This is a genomic window from Acinetobacter sp. TR3, assembly GCF_027105055.1.
GTDB lineage: Bacteria > Pseudomonadota > Gammaproteobacteria > Pseudomonadales > Moraxellaceae > Acinetobacter.
Map to the genome: position 1 here is coordinate 2906846 of NZ_CP114264.1, position 19419 is coordinate 2926264.

Here is a 19419-nt window from a genome sequence, read left to right on the forward strand (position 1 = left end):
CCCATCATCAAAAGCCCTTTGCTTAAGCAAAGGGCTTTGGATTATGTGATTTAATCTATCAATCGTAGTTTGGTCTGCTCATCCGCATGATCTTCAATAAAATGTCCCTGCCCATGATCATCACAACTCAAGGTTAAGTTTTTATAACTGAGTTGATAAAATTCAGGATAGCGTTTAAAAATCAATAAAGACTGATCCAAAGCCAAAGCTTCACCGACTTTAACTAATTTATGAATCCCACGATCATTCATCGTCAAAACATAAGATTCTGCATTTAACTCAAGTTCAACAACGGCATTCACACTGCCTTTCAATGGCAGCAAATATTGTTGATTCGCCTTAATTGCTTCAGCGTTATAAGCCTCTAGCTTTAAGCTGACTAAATTAAAAACTAACCATGTATTTTGAATCGTGCGAATGGTTGGCACTGAGCTGTCCATCTGTTGGATAAAATGCGGATGAATACCTAACTTACGTAGATTTTGCTCAGTACCCTGTTGTAGATTAAATAACTGTTGAACCAATTTTTGCTTAAGAACAGCATCAAAATAACGTTCATCTAATTCAAAATCGTTATTTTGCAAGATTCGCAATAAAGCCTGATGATGTCTGCTCAATAATGCATCTAGTACATGGCGATAGTAGAACTTACTTTGCTTTTTAACCTCTCGAACGCGCTGATAAAAATAAGTAATCTCAAAAGGTTGCTCAACAAAATCATTGAGTAATTGCGAACTTGCCAAAACCGAGAGTGCTTCATGTCCTGTAAAAGGTAAATGAATCACATGCATCTTTGGTAATAAGGGCTGTATTTTTAAGAAATGTTCTTTATCTTCTGCATAGTATGGATCATAGACAATGATGTATTCACGAGATGAATCCACTTCATCCGCCTGAATCTGCATATTTTGATGAATAGATGCGTCAAAAAATTCCGCATAACGGCGGTCTTGCACCACATCAGGGTCTATCGAATATTGTGGTACAAAAGCAACGATTTTATGCATATTCAATAAATTAGAATATTTAATCGCAGCATAGCCTCCCATTGATCCACCGTAACCCACAATCTGCTCAAACTGTTGTAAGATCGGCTGAATCTGTCGCTGCATTTCAAACATGCTGCTTTTAGGAAACCAAGTTTTTTGCTTCGGCATAATACCGATGACATTGTATTGATATTTTATGAGTGATTTTTCAGCATTAATCGACATTCCTTTGGCACGACTAATCAAATCGCCAAATGAAACCACCAAAGTGTCACTTGAACCTTTTAAAAAAATAACGCGAATATGTTCATCTTCAAATATTATTTGCTTATCCATGCTCACACTGAAAAATCAACCCTAGGCTTGTCGCAAAAAGTCATCAAATGATGGCTTTGCCAAACCCTATTTGCGGAGTATCTTATTTTATAGAGATAAGACAGATTAAAAAGCGCAAAAAATGACACAATCCTTGCATCCTGCTGCACAAAAAGGCTTTAGTTTAGGGGCAGAACTCTATCAGCATGTTCGCCCCAGTTATCCACCAGAAGTCATCGTTTGGCTGCAAGATCAGCTCAAAGTCGGTGAAAATTCCACTGTTATTGACCTCGGTTCAGGGACTGGCAAATTCTTACCTTTCCTGCTTCAGACACAGGCAAAAGTGATTGCCGTTGAACCTGTGACAGCCATGCGAGAACAACTGGAGCAACGCTACAGCACAGTCGAATGTCTACAGACTTCAAGCGATCAACTTCTGGTGAAGGATGAATCCATTAACGCCATTATTTGTGCCCAATCTTTCCACTGGTTCTCAAATATCGAAACGCTCAAAGAAATGTATCGGGTATTAATTCCTGCGGGGCATCTTGGACTGGTTTGGAATCAACGAGACATTACTGTGGATTGGGTAAAAGCGTTGGCCGATGAAATCGCCCCATTTGAAGCAGATACACCACGTTATCATAGTGAGAAATGGAAACAGGTTTTTGAGCAACAACAGCTCTTTCAATTCAACGGTCTTCATACCTTTCAACTCCAACATACAGGCACGGTAGAACAAGTGGTCAGCAAACGGTTACTTTCCACGAGTTTTATTGCAGCAATGCCAGAACATCAACAACAGCAACTGAAAGCAAGATTTGAACAAATTGTATTTGATTTTACAGGGCGAACTGCTCAAGATCAGATTGATTTTCCTTATACAACCTTTGCCTACCATTTCCAAAAAATAGCAAAGTAACAATAAATCAGGTGTTTCTATGACCTTTAAGTTTAAAACCACGATTGCACTCAGTTGCTTGATCAGCTCTACACTATTACTGAGTGCTTGTAACAAAGACCCCAAAGCACCCTCTCAGCAAGAACAGCAAACTCAAAATTCTAATGATGCCATTGGTCAGCTTAAACAAATCCCTATTAAACAGTTCCCTACAACGGCTGACGATGCGCATGATATTGCAATTTTAGATGACTATGACCGTCGTTTTACCGAAATGAGCGACAGCATGGAAATAGAGCTGGCGAAGATGAAAGAAGCCAATACGCTCACTCCAGCATTTGAACAGCAACGCCAAAAAGATAATGTTCAATCGGCACTGAATATGCTGAAAGCGTTAGAACTTAAAACAGCACAAGGTCGATATATTCAAGGACTTTTATATGAATACTGGGATAATCAAGCCAAAGTACTCGAACAAAGCACCTTAGCGAGTACCACAGAAAATACTGATACGGCTAAACAAGTTGATCATTTAAATGAATATCTACATGCGCAAAGCCAACTACACCATTGGAAAAGTTCTCAACCAACAGACACTAAAAAGGCTGGTGAGTGATATAAAAAATTGAGGGTCATACGACCCTCTCTTGTTCAACAAGATTAGATTTTTTGTTTTTCTATCCACTGAATTGAATTAACACGGAATAACTCACAAGCTCCATCACCTGTATCCGTAGGTGTTAAAGAAGATCGCCAAACCAAATCTTTATCCCGAATCTCAACCAACTCACCTTTCAACTGCACCAAATCTCCACGCTTCACTTGTTTGATTTGCTGGGCAATTTCAGGATTTGCGGGAATAATATGCATATTGGAAACCATTTGCATGGCTTGATTTGCAGGAACAGGTAGCTTATCTATTTTCCAATTCAAATAGCGGTCATATTGATTTACTGAAATTTTACGTGCGATCTCGGGCTTGGCAAACAAACCCCAACTCACGGCATAATCAATCGGAGAAAATTTTGCTTGTTCGTCATCTTGGTACATTTTAGAACCAAGAATACGAAAGTTGCCATAAAAAGGCTGTAACACCGAAATAGACTGATCCTTTGCGATCGGCGATAAACCATTGGCAATGTTATATTCTATTCCGCTAGTCGATGCATGTGCCTGCCCAAGCATAACCACCATGCCCAAACTCATCCATAGACGTTTTTTCATGGCTCATCACCCTCAAAATCTAACTAAATTCTTAGAAAAGCGTATCTCTTCATAGTATGCTTAAACGATGAAAAAAATTACTTTTTTTAGTAACAATCAAACTTACTTTAGTCATATTTTTGTGGCTTTGTTACTGATTTCTCTAATCTGAATCAACGAATGGATCTCTATGATTTATCAATTCTATCAACGTCGAGTTTTCCCACATTTACTCAACCAAGTCATGCAGACTGCAAGTCTAATGGATAAGCGTCGTGAATTATTGGTTCCTATCGAAGGTGAAGTCCTCGAAATAGGTTTTGGTACAGGTTTAAATATTCCTTTCTATGGCAATGTTGACTCACTTTATGCTTTAGAACCCAACCCAGATATTTATCATCTTGCCGTTGAACGAGTTCAGCATGCACCTTTTTATATTAAGCATGTACAATCTAGCGCAGAAAAACTTCCATTTGCCGATGCAAGTTTAGATCATATTGTTTCCACATGGACACTCTGTAGTATTCCAAAACTTGATGTTGCCTTAGCAGAAATTTATCGAGTGTTGAAACCTACAGGCACCTTTCATTTAATTGAACATGTGAAACATCCTGACTCGATCAAATTACAATCCTTACAGACCCTACTCACTCCGATACAAAAAAGGATTGGAGATGGATGCCATCTCAATCGTGATATTGAACGACACCTTGCACAAGCTAAATTTAAATTTCTTGAAAAAGAATATTTTGATGCAGATGGTATTCCTGCGATTGCACAAAAAATGCTGTTGGCTCGCGTGCAAAAGTTATAAATTCTAAGCAGTCATTAATTTTCAAAATCAATTCTTAGCGTTTCAAAACGAATACGTCCTTCACGTACCGCTTGCGCAATTGCCTGTTGCCCTTTGCTCAAGCGTGCACCACCACTTTTAATATCAAGTAGAATCACTTCAATATCGTCCGCAGTCCCATCACCATCACGAAAATCGGTATAGCCATCAAAAACCACGTAATCGACAGGATCACCGAGAAATTTTGCATCACTAGGTAAATACTGAAATTCAGGTAAAATCGGCGCAAACTGTTCTGCCATTTTTCCTTTTAACACCGCACGACTGGTATTTACACTACGTTTCTGTGCATCTAGCAAAGCTTGCTTATGTTCTAATTCTAATTCAGCAATATATTTTTCATATTCCGCCTGAATACGACCATTCCGCGTATTGGATAAAATCAGCGTGGTAATCACAACACCAATACAACCACCAATTAACATTGCAAGCCAAACTGACATAAAACTTTCCTTTTTCTGAATCTGCTATTTAACTGCAACATTAAACTTTTGTCATGTGTCACACACTCTACTGAAAAAGATGCTAAGGTATAGTTGAATACAAAACGCTTGTTAAAAAATCTAATTTCATGAAGACAATATTAATTGCAAATCAAAAAGGTGGCTGTGGTAAAACCATGACAGCCATTACGCTTGCCGCAGCACTCTCACAAAAGGGCTATAAAGTCGCGTTAGCTGATGCTGATAACCAAAAATCATCATTACAATGGTTAAAACAACGCCCTGAAACTGTTGCTGCCATTCAAAGCCTCGACTGGAGGCATGAAAAATCAATTGGTGATGCACCTAAACATCTCGATTATTTAATCATTGATGCCCCAGGCGCACTGTCAGGTGAGCATGCAGAACAATTGGTCAGCGAAGCCCATGCCATTGTGACCCCTTTACAGCCCTCATTCTTTGATATTGATAGTACGCGTCGTTTCCTAAAACATTTACAAGACATCAAACGTATACGTAAAGGAAAAGTACAAATTCTGTTGATTGCCAATCGCGTGAAAGCGAATAGCTCTAGTTCAAAAGACATTCAAGACTTCTTTAATAAGATTGAACAAGAGCCTGTCGCATGGATCTCAGAACGTAGCGCTTACGGCACATTGGCAATGCAAGGCTTGAGTATTTTTGATAAAACACAGAAAAACTTTGTCAGTATTCAAAGCCAATGGCAGCCTGTTCTAAATCAATTGGTTGATGATCCAACTGAATGGTTCTAAGCGTTGCAAAGCAAGCTAATCTTTTGATATTGAATCTTAAAATAAGGCAATGAAAATTTCCCTAGGCTGGTTTTTCAGTTAATATGGTTTTATTCATCTACCAGCACTAGAGAAATATTATCGTGCAACAATACGCCCCAACATTACAACGCGTTTTGCTGTTTGGACTATTTTTTGTCTTAATGTTCCTCGGATTTAGTATCCTCAAATACTTTATCGTTCCTGTTCTTTGGGCAGCGATTATTGCTTATATGACATGGCCTGTTTATTTATGGGTACAACGTCGTTTTTTTGGTGAAAATCGACCAACGCTAAATGCAACGATCATGATTACGTTGGTCATTTTAGTGATTGGGGTTCCCTTTATTTGTGCCATTTTCATGCTGCAACTCGAAGGCCGAAGTTTATATTTTAATTTACAAAAACAATTATTCTCAGGTCATATTCAAGTCCCCGAATTTATTAAAACACTACCAATTGTCGGTAAAGATATCAGTCGTACAGTCAATGAATTAAGTGCCGATCCGAATAGTATTGCGAAAAATGTTGCCGAATGGATACAAGGTCATTTGAGCTATGGTCGTTTTGTACTGAGCGAGATTAGTCGAAATTTAATTAAACTGACCTTTGCAATCATGACACTGTTCTTTTTTTATCGTGATGGGCAAATGATTTTGTTTCAGGTGAGTCGTGCATTAGAAAAGATCATTGGTCCTCGCGTACATCATTATCTAGAAACCATTTCAGAAACAACACGCGCTGTAGTATATGGTGTGGGATTAACTGCTGTGGCACAAGCCATTTTAGCGGGTCTCAGTTACTTTGTAGCAGGTGTGCCTAACCCAATGCTACTCACCATGGTGACGTTTATCTTGGCCTTAATTCCATTTGGAACTCCCATCTCCTATTTAGGAGTTAGTTTATGGTTATTTGCTCAAGGCCAGACTGTCGAAGCAATTGGTGTTATTACATGGGGTGTCTTGATTGTAAGTAGCTCAGATAATGTGATTCGACCTTTAGTTATCTCAGGCGCAACCCAAATTCCATTCATTTTAATTATGTTTGGTGTGCTAGGAGGAATCGCAAGTTTTGGCTTAGTGGGCTTATTTATTGGTCCAGTCATTTTGGCGATTTTATTGGCTATCTGGCGTGAATGGTTACATGAAAATGTTCAGGAGCCAATCGCTGCTATTGAAGCACCACCTGAAACAAAGTCGTAATCTATTTACACGACTTACCATTTAATCTTACTGACAACTTGCGAGTTATCCCATAGTTTGTTTGAGTCAAACAAATAAAGATGATAGATAAGGATAATTTGCAATGATTGCAACGGTACAAAAGTCTTGTCTTCTAGCAAGTTTAGTTTTAATGATGAGTGCGTGTTCGTCTATTAACTTAGACGACAATGCATCTAAAATTCAAACACAGCCAACGACAACAGATCAGAAACAACTCATACAAGTTTATCAAGTCGACGCCAAAGGTATAGGTGCATCGATTGGAACAGTAACATTTAAGCAAACAGCAAAAGGTTTACTCATCACCCCTGCGCTTTTGAAACTTTCCCCAGGTGAACATGGTTTTCATATCCATGAAAACGGCTCATGTGAAGCAGCATTAAAGGATGGCAAAATGGGAGCTGCCCTTGCTGCCGGTAGTCACTTCAACCCAGATCATATTGCCAATCATGGTACACCTGAGAATGGACATTTAGGTGACTTACCTGTGTTGGTGGTCAATAATAAAGGTTTTGCGGTTACACCCGTCATTGCTCCTCGCCTAAAACTTTCAGATATTCAAGGTCGTGCGATCATGATTCATGCAGGTGGAGATAATTATTCAGATACACCTAAGCCTTTAGGTGGTGGTGGCGAGCGAATTGCCTGTGGTGTTATTCAATCATAAAAGCACTGTGGGTATCTAAAAAGATATCCACAGTTTTGTAGATATTTTATCCAGCTACAAATGACTACGCTATTGGTTCAGCATATTATTCACTAATTGATTCCCTTGGCTTTACGTTCTTGCATCACTTGTTTGAGTACAGCTCTTGGTTGCATAAACCAAAAACCGATCAAACTGACACTCGCTAAAGCAAAAGCCCAAATATGGAAATGCGTATAAAGTAGACGCACCAATTCTATAATCACAAAGAAACTCATCATCAATAGCATTGAAACAGCCGCAGCGACTGTCCCTTTGGATACTTCTGAAGACATTAATGCAAAACGATATAAAACTGAAAAACTAATCCCCTCTCCTAAGCTTATTAAGGTCATACCCATCAATAAACACGGCACTAGATAAGTTTGCCAAATCACGCCTAGCACCAAAAACAAGGTTCCGAGCAACATAATGGGTAAGCCCATCAAAATCGTTTTACCTAATGGAAAGCGATCAATAATCTTAATCAGAATAATATTTCCCGCAATAAGCCCGAAAAATACAGGAAATTGCGCTAAACCATATTGCACACTACTAAGCTTCAACTCATCGACTAAGATAATGGGTGACAGCGCAATCCATAGCATTAATGGCATCCCAACCAAAGGTAAAGCAATGCTTAACCCTAAGAAACGGCGATTGGTGAATACTTTTTTGAAATCATCAAAAATATAACTAAAAGGTTGTCTCGCTCGACGCTCTTGGGTTGCTGGCATAAATTTATTTAGACCAAACCAACTCAGGAATGAAACGATTGCAATCGCAACAAAACCCCAATGCCAAGAGACATAATCAATCAGAAATGCACCAAGAACAGGCCCAAGTAATGGCGCAAGCAATGAGATATTGGCCATTAAGGCCATCACTTTAATGGCATCACGCTCCTCAAATGTTTCCTGAATTGCAGCATAACCCACTGCCGAAATGACCGTAAGGCCAATTCCCTGTAAAAAACGTAAAGTCAGGAATTGTTGAATATTGTGCGTGAGTAAAATCAGCAAACAACAGATGGTAAAGAAAGCTACGCCTGCCAATAATACTTTCTTACGTCCAAGACGGTCTGAAAGAGGTCCAAGCAACCAAGCAACGCTTGCTCCACCCAATAAATAAAAAGACATGGAAGATGGTGCCCATGTTGCACTAACACCGAATTGTTCCGTAATCGCCAACATCGCTGGTTGAATTAAATCATTACCGATATAAACTGAAAATTCGAATAGCACTAAAGCTAATGGAAACATGAGCGTTATACGGTTTAACGTCATGCTCTGATTATTCGTCATCATGTTCTATTCACAAAAATAACCAATTCGTATACAGCCCATTTCCACAAATAAAAGGGAAATAGGATCATCAGCACACGATTTTATGGCTTTGATTTAAATTAAATTTTGATTTTCATGCAGTGAGAGCGCATGTAAAAATGTGAAAACACCGTATTCACAAGGTGTATTAAGAAAACAATTTATTTACGTGAGATTGGTAAAAAGTTTTACCTATTGGAAAAATTTCCAAGCGCAACTTTAGCACTTTTTAAAAATGCCTGCAATTTAAGCAATAAAAGGAATTGTGTGGATATGTGAATAACCCAAAAGTTATCCACATTTTTGTTTGGTTTTTATTCATCGTCAATTTATCAATGCGATTCAGGAACACAATTCAAACTGGAATTTATTGGTATTGTCCCCTCTCGCACACCGATAGCTTTGTTTTTTATTTACAATCTTCCAGACTTCTTGATCACGCTTTAACTCATATTCGGTACGAATAGCTGCAACAGAATCATCTAATTGGTCTTGCTCAACAGTGATTTCCGCATCTGTTGGGTTTTCAGCACGATTAAACTGCTGATCAATTTTGAGATTAGTTTCATCATGAAATAAATTTGGTTGATCGAGTAAAACTGCATGTATTGCCGTACTTTTTTGTACCGCTGCTTGTTGCTGTGACTGTGCAATCGGCTGATTACATGCCGTTAAAACAAGTCCGCATCCTAAAATCATCCAAATTTTATACATTTTGTACCTTTCCTATTTACCACATGCATTTATGCTACTATGCAAAACTGAATTTCAAAGCAACAAAATGTATGTGACTTATGAGAGATTTGTTGTATTTATCAATCATTTGAACATCATCACAAATCACTAAAAAACAAATTTTATAACATGAACATCACCACGGATTAGGCATAACCAATGTCAGATTTAGCAAAACAATTAGCAATTATTTTAGTCGTCAGTAGTACGATTGTCGGCTGCTCGAAAAAAGAAGAAGGTGCTGCAAGTGATGCATCTGTAGCGACAGAAAGTGCGGCGCCTAATAGTGAAACAATTCGAGCAAATGCAGCAAAAAATCCTGAACAGCTGGTCAGCACACAACAAAGTGCTCTCGAACAAAGCCGACAATTAGTAAAAACAGCTCAACTGCAATTTGAAGTCAAAGATGTTCAAAAAACGACGGCTATACTTGAACAGCAACTCCTCAAACAAAATGGCTATATCGAAGAAAAACAAGTGAATTATCAGGTTAGTGATAGTTCGCAGCGCGAACGTCTCGATGGTCATATAGATGTTTATGAAAAAATCATCCCTACCGTACAACTTACGATTCGTGTTCCAAATGAACAAGTTACTGCCTTTTTGAATAGCCTGTTGCCTTTGATGTTGAACTTTAATAATCAAAGCTATGAAGCTAAGCGATATGAACTGAAACTGTTAGAAGAAAAACTTAATACTGCAAATCAAAGCCCTAGCACATCGAATACTGTCAATAATCAACTTCAACAATTGACTCAACTTGAAGTCAAAGATCGATTGGCTTACAGCACAATACGCATCGAATATTTTCAACAAGCACAGGTTCGCAAAACTCAAGATTTAAACATTCATCGTATTGCACATCTCGATAGCGAACCTTTAATGACTCGGATAGCCGATGCATTCAAAATTGGGCTTTCTTATTTTAAAGAAACTATTTTGTGGCTGATCCAATTCTGGGCGTTTTTCCTTGTAATTGTTGCCGTTTGGTTTATTCGTAAAGCCTATAAATCTAGAAAACAAAACAGCTAATTATTGATTTTTGATCAATAGTATTTTGCTTATTTACGCATTTTTACTCATGAATAGATTCTCTAAAATGCACTCAAGTTTTAGAAATCTATTTTTGAGTTTCATTTTATGAGCAATATTTTAATTATTAATGGCGCTAAACAATTCGCTCACTCAAATGGTGAATTGAATGACACTCTGACTGACTTTTCAGAATCACATTTAAAAGCTTTAGGTCATACTGTACAAGTGACACGTACCGACAGTGACTATGACATCCAAGCAGAAATTGAAAAATATTTATGGGCAGATGTGGTGATCTATCAAATGCCAGGTTGGTGGATGGGTGCACCATGGACAATGAAAAAATATATTGATGATGTTTTTACGATTGGTCATGGTTCCCTCTATGCAAGCGATGGACGTAGCCGTTCTGATGCTTCTAAAAAGTATGGTTCAGGTGGCTTGATTCAAGGTAAAAAATACATGTTGTCGTTGACATGGAACGCACCAATGGAAGCGTTCACTGATCCTGACCAATTCTTTCACGGTGTGGGTGTAGATGGCGTGTATTTACCTTTTCATAAAGCCAATCAATTCTTGGGTATGGAATCATTACCTACATTTATCGTGAATGATGTAATCAAAATGCCTGATGTCCCAAGCTACATCGAAGCTTATAAAGCACATTTAGATCAGTTTTTTGCGACTGCACATTAAGAGAGGAATCCTATGTTGACAATTATTGCAGAAATTCAGACACATGCAGGTGCAGAACACCGCCAAGCAGTGCTAGATGCTTTCCAAAAAATCATTCCAACTGTACTGGCAGAGGATGGTTGTCATGGCTATGCCCCATTGATTGATCACATGCCAGCGATTGCTATGCAGACGCAAGATGAAAATAGCATTGTGATGTTAGAACAATGGGAAAGTACCGCTCACCTTGAAGCACATATGCAAACGGCACATATGCTGAAGCATTTTGAAGCGACCAAAGCGCATGTGGCTAATGTCAAAGTGCGTATTTTGGAAAATGGGATTTAGAACAAAGATTGGTTATTTATCAAATCCTCATAAAATATATGATACTCGGTAATGTCATCTGCAACCTGCGTGATTTCAAGAAGATACTTTTTCTGCGATAAATTTTAATTAATACAAGAAGTGAACAGGTTTTGTAGTGAGCTGCGATAGCAGCGCAAGGTGGTTTGCCCTTGCGAAGCGTTGCTTCTCATTTGGGCAAAACCAAAGTAACTCCAGCCGAAGGCTAATCTTGAATATGAATGAGAATACAATACGACTCCGTCAAGACAAAGAAAAATATAAGCAAATGATTTTACTGATAATAATACTGCTTCAAATGTCGGCTATACTCCGTTAAATAACGCTCTAAGCCCTCTCGACGATCAGCTTTTTGCATCTCTTTAGCAGCCAACTGCTCAATCTTAGTTTCAAGTAAATTCAGAATAGCGGCTTGTTCCGCTTCAGGAAGTTGGGCTTTTTCTTTCTGCTGTTTTTTAATTTCTAAATAATCCTCTGCCCAATGACGTAATGGATCATGCTCAGAGACTTGCGCAAATAAATCGGTAATCAATAATTCAGGCATGACTTTTTGGGTAGCTAACTCTGCCGACATCAAACCACGAATTGAATAAAATACTTTCTTATAAGTAAAATTATCCGCCGTTTGCATCACTTTCATACCACCTTTCGCCAGCGATAGGTAGTGGTGATATAGCGCACTATAGTCGATTCGCTCAATCAGTCCATCGCGAAAGGTTTGCCATTCTGGAAAAGCATTAAAATAAACAATATGTGCTCTGACCCATTCCAATACCGTTGGGTTACTTTTTGCCAGTAATCCAAACATTTTATCAAGATCATAAGAAACGAAATCAAAATCACCGTCCATGATTTCAATTAGATCACGATACTTTTTATAGTCAAAATACTGGTCTTTACTCGGCAAATGAAAACCGCGCACATCATAGTCACTGTCAGGGCTAGCCATCCCCCATAAACGACTACCACTTTCAATATAAAACAATGGAAGGTCTTGGCGTTGTTCGAATAGTTTTTCGATTTCGTGATGGATGTTCATATTTCTCTCTAAGATTCGATTAAACGAGAATTTTATTATTTGTAACCTATCAATTTGATTCTTTACTCTTAATTTGTCCAATAAAGAATAGTATTTTTAATTTAATAGCTAAGTTAACCTATAACACATCAGTAAAATAGATAAGTCCTATCCGTTCATTTTTTAAGTTATGGAGTTCGTAATTCTTGAAGAAATTTAATTCTCCGTCATAACAAAGAAAATTTATTTCACAATGAATAAGCTCTTCTAATATCCATGAAGAGAAGTCTTTGAATATAAATGAACAAGAGTAAAATAGATTTCCAATTTTTACTCTCAACATAATACGCATACACTTTACATTATGTTCATTATAAAAATGATCAATATAGTCTCCATATACTTGATCGCTCTCTAGATAAATATAAGCTTGAGTTTTCATATTGGTTTTATAAAAAAGCGCATCTTACGATACGCTTTTAGCAGAACTTCTTTTATCTAATCAAGCATTAAAGATCAAATAATTTACCTGGGTTCATAATCCCATTCGGGTCAAATGCCAATTTTAATGCTTTCATATATTCAATTTCTTCAGGCGAACGTGAATATTCTAAATATGGTTTCTTGGTCATCCCCACACCATGCTCGGCAGAGATCGAACCATCATATTTTTTCACAGTCTCAAACACATATTTATTCACAACCTGACACTTCGCAAAGAATTCGTCTTTAGTTAAGTTTTCAGGTTTTAAAATATTTAAGTGCAAGTTACCGTCACCAATATGACCAAACCAGCAGATTTCAAAATCTGGATAGTTGTCTGCAACGATCGCATCAATTTCTGAGATAAACGCTGGCACATGCGTAATCAACACTGAAATATCATTCTTATAAGGAATATACGGCGCAATCGATTCCGAAATATCTTCACGTAAACGCCATAGGCTCTGTGCTTGTTCTAAGCTTTGGCTCATTACGCCATCAATCACCCAACCTTGTTCCATACAATGCTCAAAAATCTGCATCGCTTTGTCCATGATTGGTTCATACGGCGCTTCAAATTCGAGTAATACATAGAATGGGCAAGTTGTTTCAAATGGACGCTGTACATGACCACGATCCAAGACTTTTTGCATTGCCACTTCACCAAAGAACTCGAATGCAGTTAAGTCGATTTCTTTTTGGAAAGCATGTAATACAGGCATTACCGCTTCAAAGTCAGGCGTACCCAATACCATCACTTGTAAGTTTTGTGGCTTACGCTCAAGTTTAATCTCAGCCTCAGTCACTAAACCTAATGTGCCTTCACCACCGATAAACAAATGCTGCAAGGCATAACCCGTCGCATTTTTAATCATGCCTTTGTTTAAACGTAAAATATCGCCTTTACCCGTCACAACTGTTAAGCCAAGTACCCAGTTACGTGTCATGCCGTATTTGATGACTTTAATACCGCCTGCATTGGTTCCGATATTTCCACCAATTTGACTAGAACCTGTCGATGCAAAATCAACTGGGTAATACATGCCTTGTTGTTCGGCATAATTTTGTAATTGTTCAGTCACAACACCCGCTTGAACGCGAACCATACGATCCGCTGGCAAAAATTCTAAGATTTGATTCATCTTGTCGAAACTAATTACGATTTCGCCATTATTCGCCACAGCACCAGCCGATAAACCTGTACGACCACCCGATGGCGTAATCGCAACATTGAATTGATTGGCAAGTTTTACAATCGACTGAACTTGTTCAGTACTTGATGGAAAAACGATGACTGATGGGTTCGGATCAAAATGTTTAGTATGATCTCGCCCCCAATTTTCTAAACTGTCAGCATCGGTTTTAATACGGTTTTCACCTACAATTGCCGTCAATTGGGTCAATAATTCAGGTGTCAAAGCGACTGAAGCATTCATCGTTTACAGGCCTAGCAAGAAGTAAATATAGGGCTTTTGGATGACAACATAATATTTTTCAAAACCTTATAAACAAAGGTGTCGAAACATCCAAAATATAGAAACGCTAGCGAAAGCATCAAACTTTCAATTGATTAGTTTGATTATCGTATTTCTTTATTTTACATGTAAGCAAGCGAGGGATAAAGCACAGGATGGCAATAGTGTCATAACAAAATGTGTATAAAAACTAAAATTCATTCGGAACTGAAAAATTCTCAACATTTATGCTGAGCTAATTTTAAACGAAATATCTATATCTCAAAGCTCTATGCTATGATACTGCAACTAAATTTTGGCCTTTGTAGCGGAGCCGTAATGAGCCAACATCTATCACTACCGAAAGACAAAATCCGTTTCCTTTTGTTAGAAGGTGTGCACCAAAATGCCATCGATACATTAAACGCTGCGGGTTATACCAACATCGACTACCACAAAACTGCACTTGAAGGTGAAGCTTTAAAAGAAGCGATCAAAGATGCTCATTTTGTTGGTATTCGTTCGCGTACTCAATTGACTGAAGAAATCTTTGAAGCAGCGAATAAATTGATTGCGGTAGGTTGTTTCTGTATCGGTACCAACCAAGTCGATTTAAAAGCAGCGATGTCTCGTGGTATCCCTGTTTTCAACGCACCATATTCAAATACACGTTCGGTTGCAGAATTGGTTCTTGCTGAAGCAATTTTATTACTTCGTCGTGTACCTGAGAAATCAAAAGATACACATGCAGGCGGTTGGAACAAATCTGCGGTTGGTTCTTTTGAAACGCGTGGTAAGACTCTAGGTATTATTGGCTACGGTTCAATTGGTTCACAACTTTCAGTTTTAGCTGAAAGCTTAGGTATGAAAGTTTGCTATTATGATGCGGTAACTAAATTACCGTTAGGTAATGCACGCCAAGTGGGTTCATTGGATGAGCTTTTAGAAACTGCTGATGTAGTTTCTTTACACGTTCCAGATGTTCCTTCTACACGTAACTTCTTCAAAAAAGAACAGTTCGCGAAAATGAAAGAAGGTTCGATCTTCATTAATGCTGCACGTGGTACATGTGTAATTATTGAAGATTTGGCAGATGCGATTAAATCTGGTCACATTGCTGGCGCAGCGGTTGACGTATTCCCGAAAGAGCCAAAAGCCAATGGTGAAGAATTCGTTTCTCCACTTCGTGGCTTAGACAACGTGATTTTAACACCGCACGTAGGTGGTTCTACGATGGAAGCGCAAGCAAACATCGGTTTAGAAGTTGCTGAAAAATTCGTTGCATATTCAGATAAAGGTATGACGCTTTCTGCGGTGAATTTCCCAGAAATCGCATTACCACTTTCTGATGGCCAACACCGTTTACTGCACATCCACAAAAACGTTCCGGGTGTGTTGTCTAAAATCAATACATTATTTGCGGAACAAGGCATCAATATCTCTGGTCAATCTTTAATGACCAAAGGTGATATTGGTTATCTAGTTATGGATGTTGACGCATCTGCTTCTCAAGAAGCACTTGATACCTTAAGCCAAGTTGAAGGCACAATTCGTGTACGTGTATTGTTCTAAGCTAAATTTAGAATAATCTATAAAAAGCCACAGCAATAGCTGTGGCTTTTTTATTCACATTTGAATTATTATGTGAATAATATACCAATTGTTCAAATAATAAGTTGCTTCTCTAATGTTAAAAACCCCACTTCATGCCTTATTGTTGTTAATGATTGCCATGCTGTGTGTACAAGGAAGCGGTTCTTTAGCCAAAATTCTATTCCAAAGTTTCCCAGTCCTTACTGTATCAGCCATGCGTCTGTTTTTTGGTGCGATCATCTTGGCATTGATTTTTAAAATTTGGACGATCAATTTCAAAGTGGTTCGTTGGAAAGCGATTCTCAGCTATGGTTTTGCACTTGCTGGCATGAATGCCCTGTTCTATTTATCACTGGAGCGTTTACCTTTGGGCTTAGCAGTTGCCTTTGAATTTATTGGGCCACTCAGTGTGGCGCTGTTTCATGCACGACAAAAATATGATTTCATCTGGGTCGGTTGTGCCATTCTTGGCTTGGTTCTATTATTTCCTCTACAACAAGCACAACAAGGTCTTGATTTAATCGGTGTTTGCTTTGCCATCGGTGCAGGTGCATGTTGGGCGCTGTACATTATTGCAGGACAGAAGCCATCAGGTATTTCTGGTAATCATACGGTTTGTTTAGGCATGAGTATTGGTATGCTGTGCCTACTTCCTTTCGCAGCCTTTTCAGGCGCAATAGATCGAGTGTTTGAACTACCCAATTTATACTATTTTATTGGGCTTGCGATTTTAGCCAGTGCCTTACCTTTTACGCTAGAAATGATTGCTTTGCGCAGTTTAACCCCACTGAGCTTTGGTACATTAATGAGCTTAGAACCTGCCGTAGCAGCACTCTCAGGCTTCATCTTTTTGGGTGAAACTTTGCTTTGGAATCAATGGCTCGCTTTAGCAACGATTATAGCTGCATCGATCGGTTGTACTTTTACCACTCAACATGCTCGACAACAGAAACAGGCTCAATAAAATGTCACCGTATGACCATAATGTCGTTTTCACAGCATATAATCATCGCGCCTACTCTTAGGTCTGTTTACTTTGACTTTGTAGATCTCCCATGAAAAATATTCAGTTGGTCGCTGTGCTATACATGGTTCTTTCCATGGTGGCTTATCAAATCAGTGCTTCATTTGCTAAACAACTGATTGCGACACTTGATCCGCTTACAGTCACAATATTACGCCTGTGTTTTGCGACTATTCTAGTTGCCATCATGTTCCGTTCATGGAAAGTGATCGCTAAACTGAAATATCTAAAATGGCGAGATTTACTGCTATATAGCGCTTCTTTGGGCTGTATGAATATCTTGTTTTATAGCTCTTTAGGGAAGCTGCCTCAAGGCATTGCGGTCGGTTTAGAATTTATCGGCCCTCTTGGTTTAGCTTTACTTTCAATTAAGCAACGTAGTGATTACATCTGGGTAGCTTTTGCCGTCTTAGGAATTGCACTGATGGTGCCTTGGCATGATACAAATACTCAGCATTTTTCTTATCTTGGCGCAGCCTGTGCTTTAGGTGCTGGATTATTTTGGGCATTTTATATTTATTTCGGACATCGAGTTGTGCAACAGAATATTGGGATGCATGCCTTAACCATCGCAATTGGTTTATCTGCCCTGACCTTACTTCCATTTGGTCTGTGGAGTAATGCACCTGCTCTACTCGACACTCAATATTGGGGTAAAGCGTTAATCATTGCGATCCTAGCGACTGCGATTCCATATGCACTTGATCTCATGGCGCTAAAACGTTTAAGTAAACTCAGCTATGGTACGCTTTCAAGCCTTGCACCTGCACTTGCGGCTTTAGCTGGACTGGTATTACTGCATGAACAAATTAGCATGATTCAGTGGTTCGCACTTCTCTGTATCATGATCGCATCTATTGGAGTGACCTTACGTGGTGAAAAATCTCAAACTCAGTAAGAGCACTCCTTTCTGCTCATTCTCGTTATAACGAAAATTAGCTATCTGCATTTTTATATTTCTGATATTCAGTAAGATATTTTTTACCTAGTTTTTCCTTTTCATCATCCCCTAAAATTTTTCCAGCTTGTTGGAAAAATTTATGTTCCTCTTCCTTTAAATGATGATGGACTTTTTCACTTAATTGTTTTGCTGTCGCTAACCAACTTGGATTACTCATATCAGTTTCTTCTAATTTTTCAATCAGTTCATCCATTTCATGATGCTCAGATAAAGCATGGCGGGTAATATCTAAACCCACATCATCAAACATTAAAGGAATATATAAATAGCGGTCTTCGGCAACTGAATGCGCATAGAGTTCATTCTTAAGCTGTTTAAATATATGTTCCCTTTCTTGAGTATGTCCGCTGGTCTGAATTAATCGTTCAGCTAAGTTACGTTGTTGTTCGTGGCTTTCTCTGAGTGCCTCAAATATATTCATTATTTACCTCTACGATGGCTAGCATAATCAACACTTACTTCAATTCTTCTCTAGTTGATCTGTTTGGCTGAGCCTTCATATTAAAAAATGACACTTTTTTAAACAGCGATGTTTGCGTAGATTTTTGTATGTAAAGTTTATTTTTATAGATTAAACTGCAACAAAGATTTGATAAGCCAACCGACAAATTAAAATACTGACCAAAATCAAAAATAAAATACGAATAAAACCACTACCGTATTTCAAAGCCAAACGTACACCCAATAATGAACCTGCAATATTGGCTGCTGCCATCATAAAACCAAGCTGAAAGAAGATATGCCCTGCGGGAATAAAAAAACTCAGTGCCGCTAGATTAGTCATAAAATTACCAATCTTGGATAATGCAGAAGCATGTAAAAAATCGACTTGAAGAAAGCGAATAAAAAAGAAGATAAAGAAGCTGCCTGTACCTGGACCAAAGATTCCATCATAGAAACCAATCGCTAAACTACCCAATGCGGCAAAAAATAATAATTTTGGTGTGATGTGCTGATCAACATGTACTTGCCCAAATTGCTTTTTCATAAAGGTATAAATTGCAATTACAATCAGCATAACTAAGACAATTGGTCTTAATATATGAGTAGGCACCAGTGAAACGCAGGCTGCACCTACATACGCACTGATAAAAGCAAAAATTGCGATCACCCATAATAATGACCACTGCAACTTTACTCGACGTACAAATGAAAGAGCTGCAGAACCCGTTCCAAAAATAGAAGCCAGTTTATTTGTTCCAAATAATGTTGCAGGAGCCGTTTGTGGTAATGCACCCATTAATGCTGGAATCTGAATTAACCCACCACCACCAACTGCCGCATCAATTGTTCCCGCACAGAATGCAAAGAACACAAGACTCAGAATCAGCTCCCATTCCATCAATA

21 protein-coding genes are annotated in these 19419 nt (G+C 38.4%); 12 read left to right on the forward strand and 9 right to left on the reverse strand.

Translation table 11 applies throughout. The features are described from left to right. Positions 1-50: 50 nt before the first annotated feature. Positions 51-1325: a hypothetical protein gene (locus tag O1449_RS13955; protein WP_269238608.1), complete on the reverse strand. Its 1275-nt coding sequence runs from the start codon at positions 1323-1325 to the stop codon at positions 51-53. Positions 1326-1446: 121 nt separating this feature from the next. On the opposite strand from O1449_RS13955, the gene O1449_RS13960 reads away from it, so the two are divergent. Further along, the gene (locus tag O1449_RS13960; RefSeq protein WP_269238609.1) at positions 1447-2226 is read left to right on the forward strand and encodes a class I SAM-dependent methyltransferase; all 780 of its coding nucleotides are present in this window, start codon (positions 1447-1449) and stop codon (positions 2224-2226) included. A 19-nt stretch (positions 2227-2245) separates the two neighbouring features. After that, complete coding sequence (locus O1449_RS13965; protein ID WP_269238610.1) at positions 2246-2821, forward strand: hypothetical protein; 576 nt, start codon at positions 2246-2248, stop codon at positions 2819-2821. A gap of 44 nt (positions 2822-2865) precedes the next feature. Here the strand turns inward: O1449_RS13965 and O1449_RS13970 are convergent, their stop codons facing one another. Continuing rightward, positions 2866-3429 (reverse strand): hypothetical protein, encoded by a 564-nt coding sequence (locus O1449_RS13970; RefSeq protein ID WP_004660247.1) that lies wholly within the window; start codon positions 3427-3429, stop codon positions 2866-2868. A gap of 169 nt (positions 3430-3598) precedes the next feature. Here O1449_RS13970 and O1449_RS13975 point away from each other — a divergent pair, with 169 nt between their 5' ends. Further along, on the forward strand, positions 3599-4222 hold the full coding sequence (locus tag O1449_RS13975) for a class I SAM-dependent methyltransferase (protein ID WP_046739994.1): 624 nt from the start codon (positions 3599-3601) through the stop codon (positions 4220-4222). A 14-nt stretch (positions 4223-4236) separates the two neighbouring features. On the opposite strand, the gene O1449_RS13980 is transcribed toward O1449_RS13975, so the two are convergent. Further along, positions 4237-4704, reverse strand: a complete 468-nt coding sequence (locus tag O1449_RS13980) for a Holliday junction resolvase-like protein (protein WP_005156416.1) — start codon at positions 4702-4704, stop codon at positions 4237-4239. A 128-nt stretch (positions 4705-4832) separates the two neighbouring features. Here O1449_RS13980 and O1449_RS13985 point away from each other — a divergent pair, with 128 nt between their 5' ends. From O1449_RS13985 to sodC, 3 genes are all read left to right on the forward strand, one after another. Further along, on the forward strand, positions 4833-5477 hold the full coding sequence (locus O1449_RS13985) for a ParA family protein (protein WP_269238611.1): 645 nt from the start codon (positions 4833-4835) through the stop codon (positions 5475-5477). A 122-nt stretch (positions 5478-5599) separates the two neighbouring features. Next, the gene (locus O1449_RS13990; RefSeq protein WP_269238612.1) at positions 5600-6697 is read left to right on the forward strand and encodes an AI-2E family transporter; all 1098 of its coding nucleotides are present in this window, start codon (positions 5600-5602) and stop codon (positions 6695-6697) included. A 103-nt stretch (positions 6698-6800) separates the two neighbouring features. Then, the gene (gene sodC, locus O1449_RS13995; RefSeq protein ID WP_269238613.1) at positions 6801-7385 is read left to right on the forward strand and encodes a superoxide dismutase [Cu-Zn] SodC; all 585 of its coding nucleotides are present in this window, start codon (positions 6801-6803) and stop codon (positions 7383-7385) included. Positions 7386-7477: 92 nt separating this feature from the next. On the opposite strand, the gene craA is transcribed toward sodC, so the two are convergent. Beyond that, positions 7478-8707, reverse strand: coding sequence for a chloramphenicol efflux MFS transporter CraA (gene craA, locus O1449_RS14000; protein WP_269239719.1), 1230 nt, complete (start codon positions 8705-8707; stop codon positions 7478-7480). A 363-nt stretch (positions 8708-9070) separates the two neighbouring features. Continuing rightward, the gene (locus O1449_RS14005; protein ID WP_269238614.1) at positions 9071-9442 is read right to left on the reverse strand and encodes a hypothetical protein; all 372 of its coding nucleotides are present in this window, start codon (positions 9440-9442) and stop codon (positions 9071-9073) included. 180 nt (positions 9443-9622) lie between these two features. On the opposite strand from O1449_RS14005, the gene O1449_RS14010 reads away from it, so the two are divergent. The 3 genes from O1449_RS14010 (at position 9623) to O1449_RS14020 (ending at position 11521) form a co-directional block, all read left to right on the forward strand. Beyond that, complete coding sequence (locus tag O1449_RS14010) at positions 9623-10495, forward strand: DUF4349 domain-containing protein (RefSeq protein ID WP_269238615.1); 873 nt, start codon at positions 9623-9625, stop codon at positions 10493-10495. A gap of 108 nt (positions 10496-10603) precedes the next feature. Further along, on the forward strand, positions 10604-11194 hold the full coding sequence (locus O1449_RS14015) for an NAD(P)H-dependent oxidoreductase (protein ID WP_130575278.1): 591 nt from the start codon (positions 10604-10606) through the stop codon (positions 11192-11194). Positions 11195-11206: 12 nt separating this feature from the next. Further along, a complete protein-coding gene (locus tag O1449_RS14020) occupies positions 11207-11521 on the forward strand; it encodes a putative quinol monooxygenase (RefSeq protein ID WP_269238616.1) in 315 nt (104 codons plus the stop codon). Positions 11522-11813: 292 nt separating this feature from the next. Here O1449_RS14020 and O1449_RS14025 read toward each other — a convergent pair whose 3' ends face one another. After that, positions 11814-12578 carry a nucleotidyltransferase domain-containing protein gene (locus tag O1449_RS14025; RefSeq protein ID WP_269238617.1) on the reverse strand — a complete coding sequence of 255 codons (765 nt, stop codon included), beginning with the start codon at positions 12576-12578 and terminating at the stop codon, positions 11814-11816. A gap of 488 nt (positions 12579-13066) precedes the next feature. Further along, positions 13067-14476, reverse strand: coding sequence for an FAD-binding oxidoreductase (locus O1449_RS14030; RefSeq protein WP_250750094.1), 1410 nt, complete (start codon positions 14474-14476; stop codon positions 13067-13069). Between the two features lie 357 nt (positions 14477-14833). Here O1449_RS14030 and serA point away from each other — a divergent pair, with 357 nt between their 5' ends. The 3 genes from serA to O1449_RS14045 all read left to right on the forward strand — a co-directional run bounded on the left by serA (position 14834) and on the right by O1449_RS14045 (position 18009). Further along, positions 14834-16066: a phosphoglycerate dehydrogenase gene (gene serA / locus O1449_RS14035; protein ID WP_269229473.1), complete on the forward strand. Its 1233-nt coding sequence runs from the start codon at positions 14834-14836 to the stop codon at positions 16064-16066. A gap of 115 nt (positions 16067-16181) precedes the next feature. Then, on the forward strand, positions 16182-17051 hold the full coding sequence (locus O1449_RS14040) for an EamA family transporter (RefSeq protein WP_269238618.1): 870 nt from the start codon (positions 16182-16184) through the stop codon (positions 17049-17051). 91 nt (positions 17052-17142) lie between these two features. Beyond that, entirely contained in the window at positions 17143-18009 is an 867-nt protein-coding gene (locus O1449_RS14045; RefSeq protein WP_269238619.1) for an EamA family transporter, read from the forward strand. Between the two features lie 37 nt (positions 18010-18046). On the opposite strand, the gene O1449_RS14050 is transcribed toward O1449_RS14045, so the two are convergent. Next, the gene (locus O1449_RS14050; RefSeq protein WP_269238620.1) at positions 18047-18493 is read right to left on the reverse strand and encodes a hemerythrin domain-containing protein; all 447 of its coding nucleotides are present in this window, start codon (positions 18491-18493) and stop codon (positions 18047-18049) included. 150 nt (positions 18494-18643) lie between these two features. Beyond that, positions 18644-19414: a sulfite exporter TauE/SafE family protein gene (locus tag O1449_RS14055; protein WP_269229469.1), complete on the reverse strand. Its 771-nt coding sequence runs from the start codon at positions 19412-19414 to the stop codon at positions 18644-18646. Positions 19415-19419 lie beyond the last annotated feature (5 nt).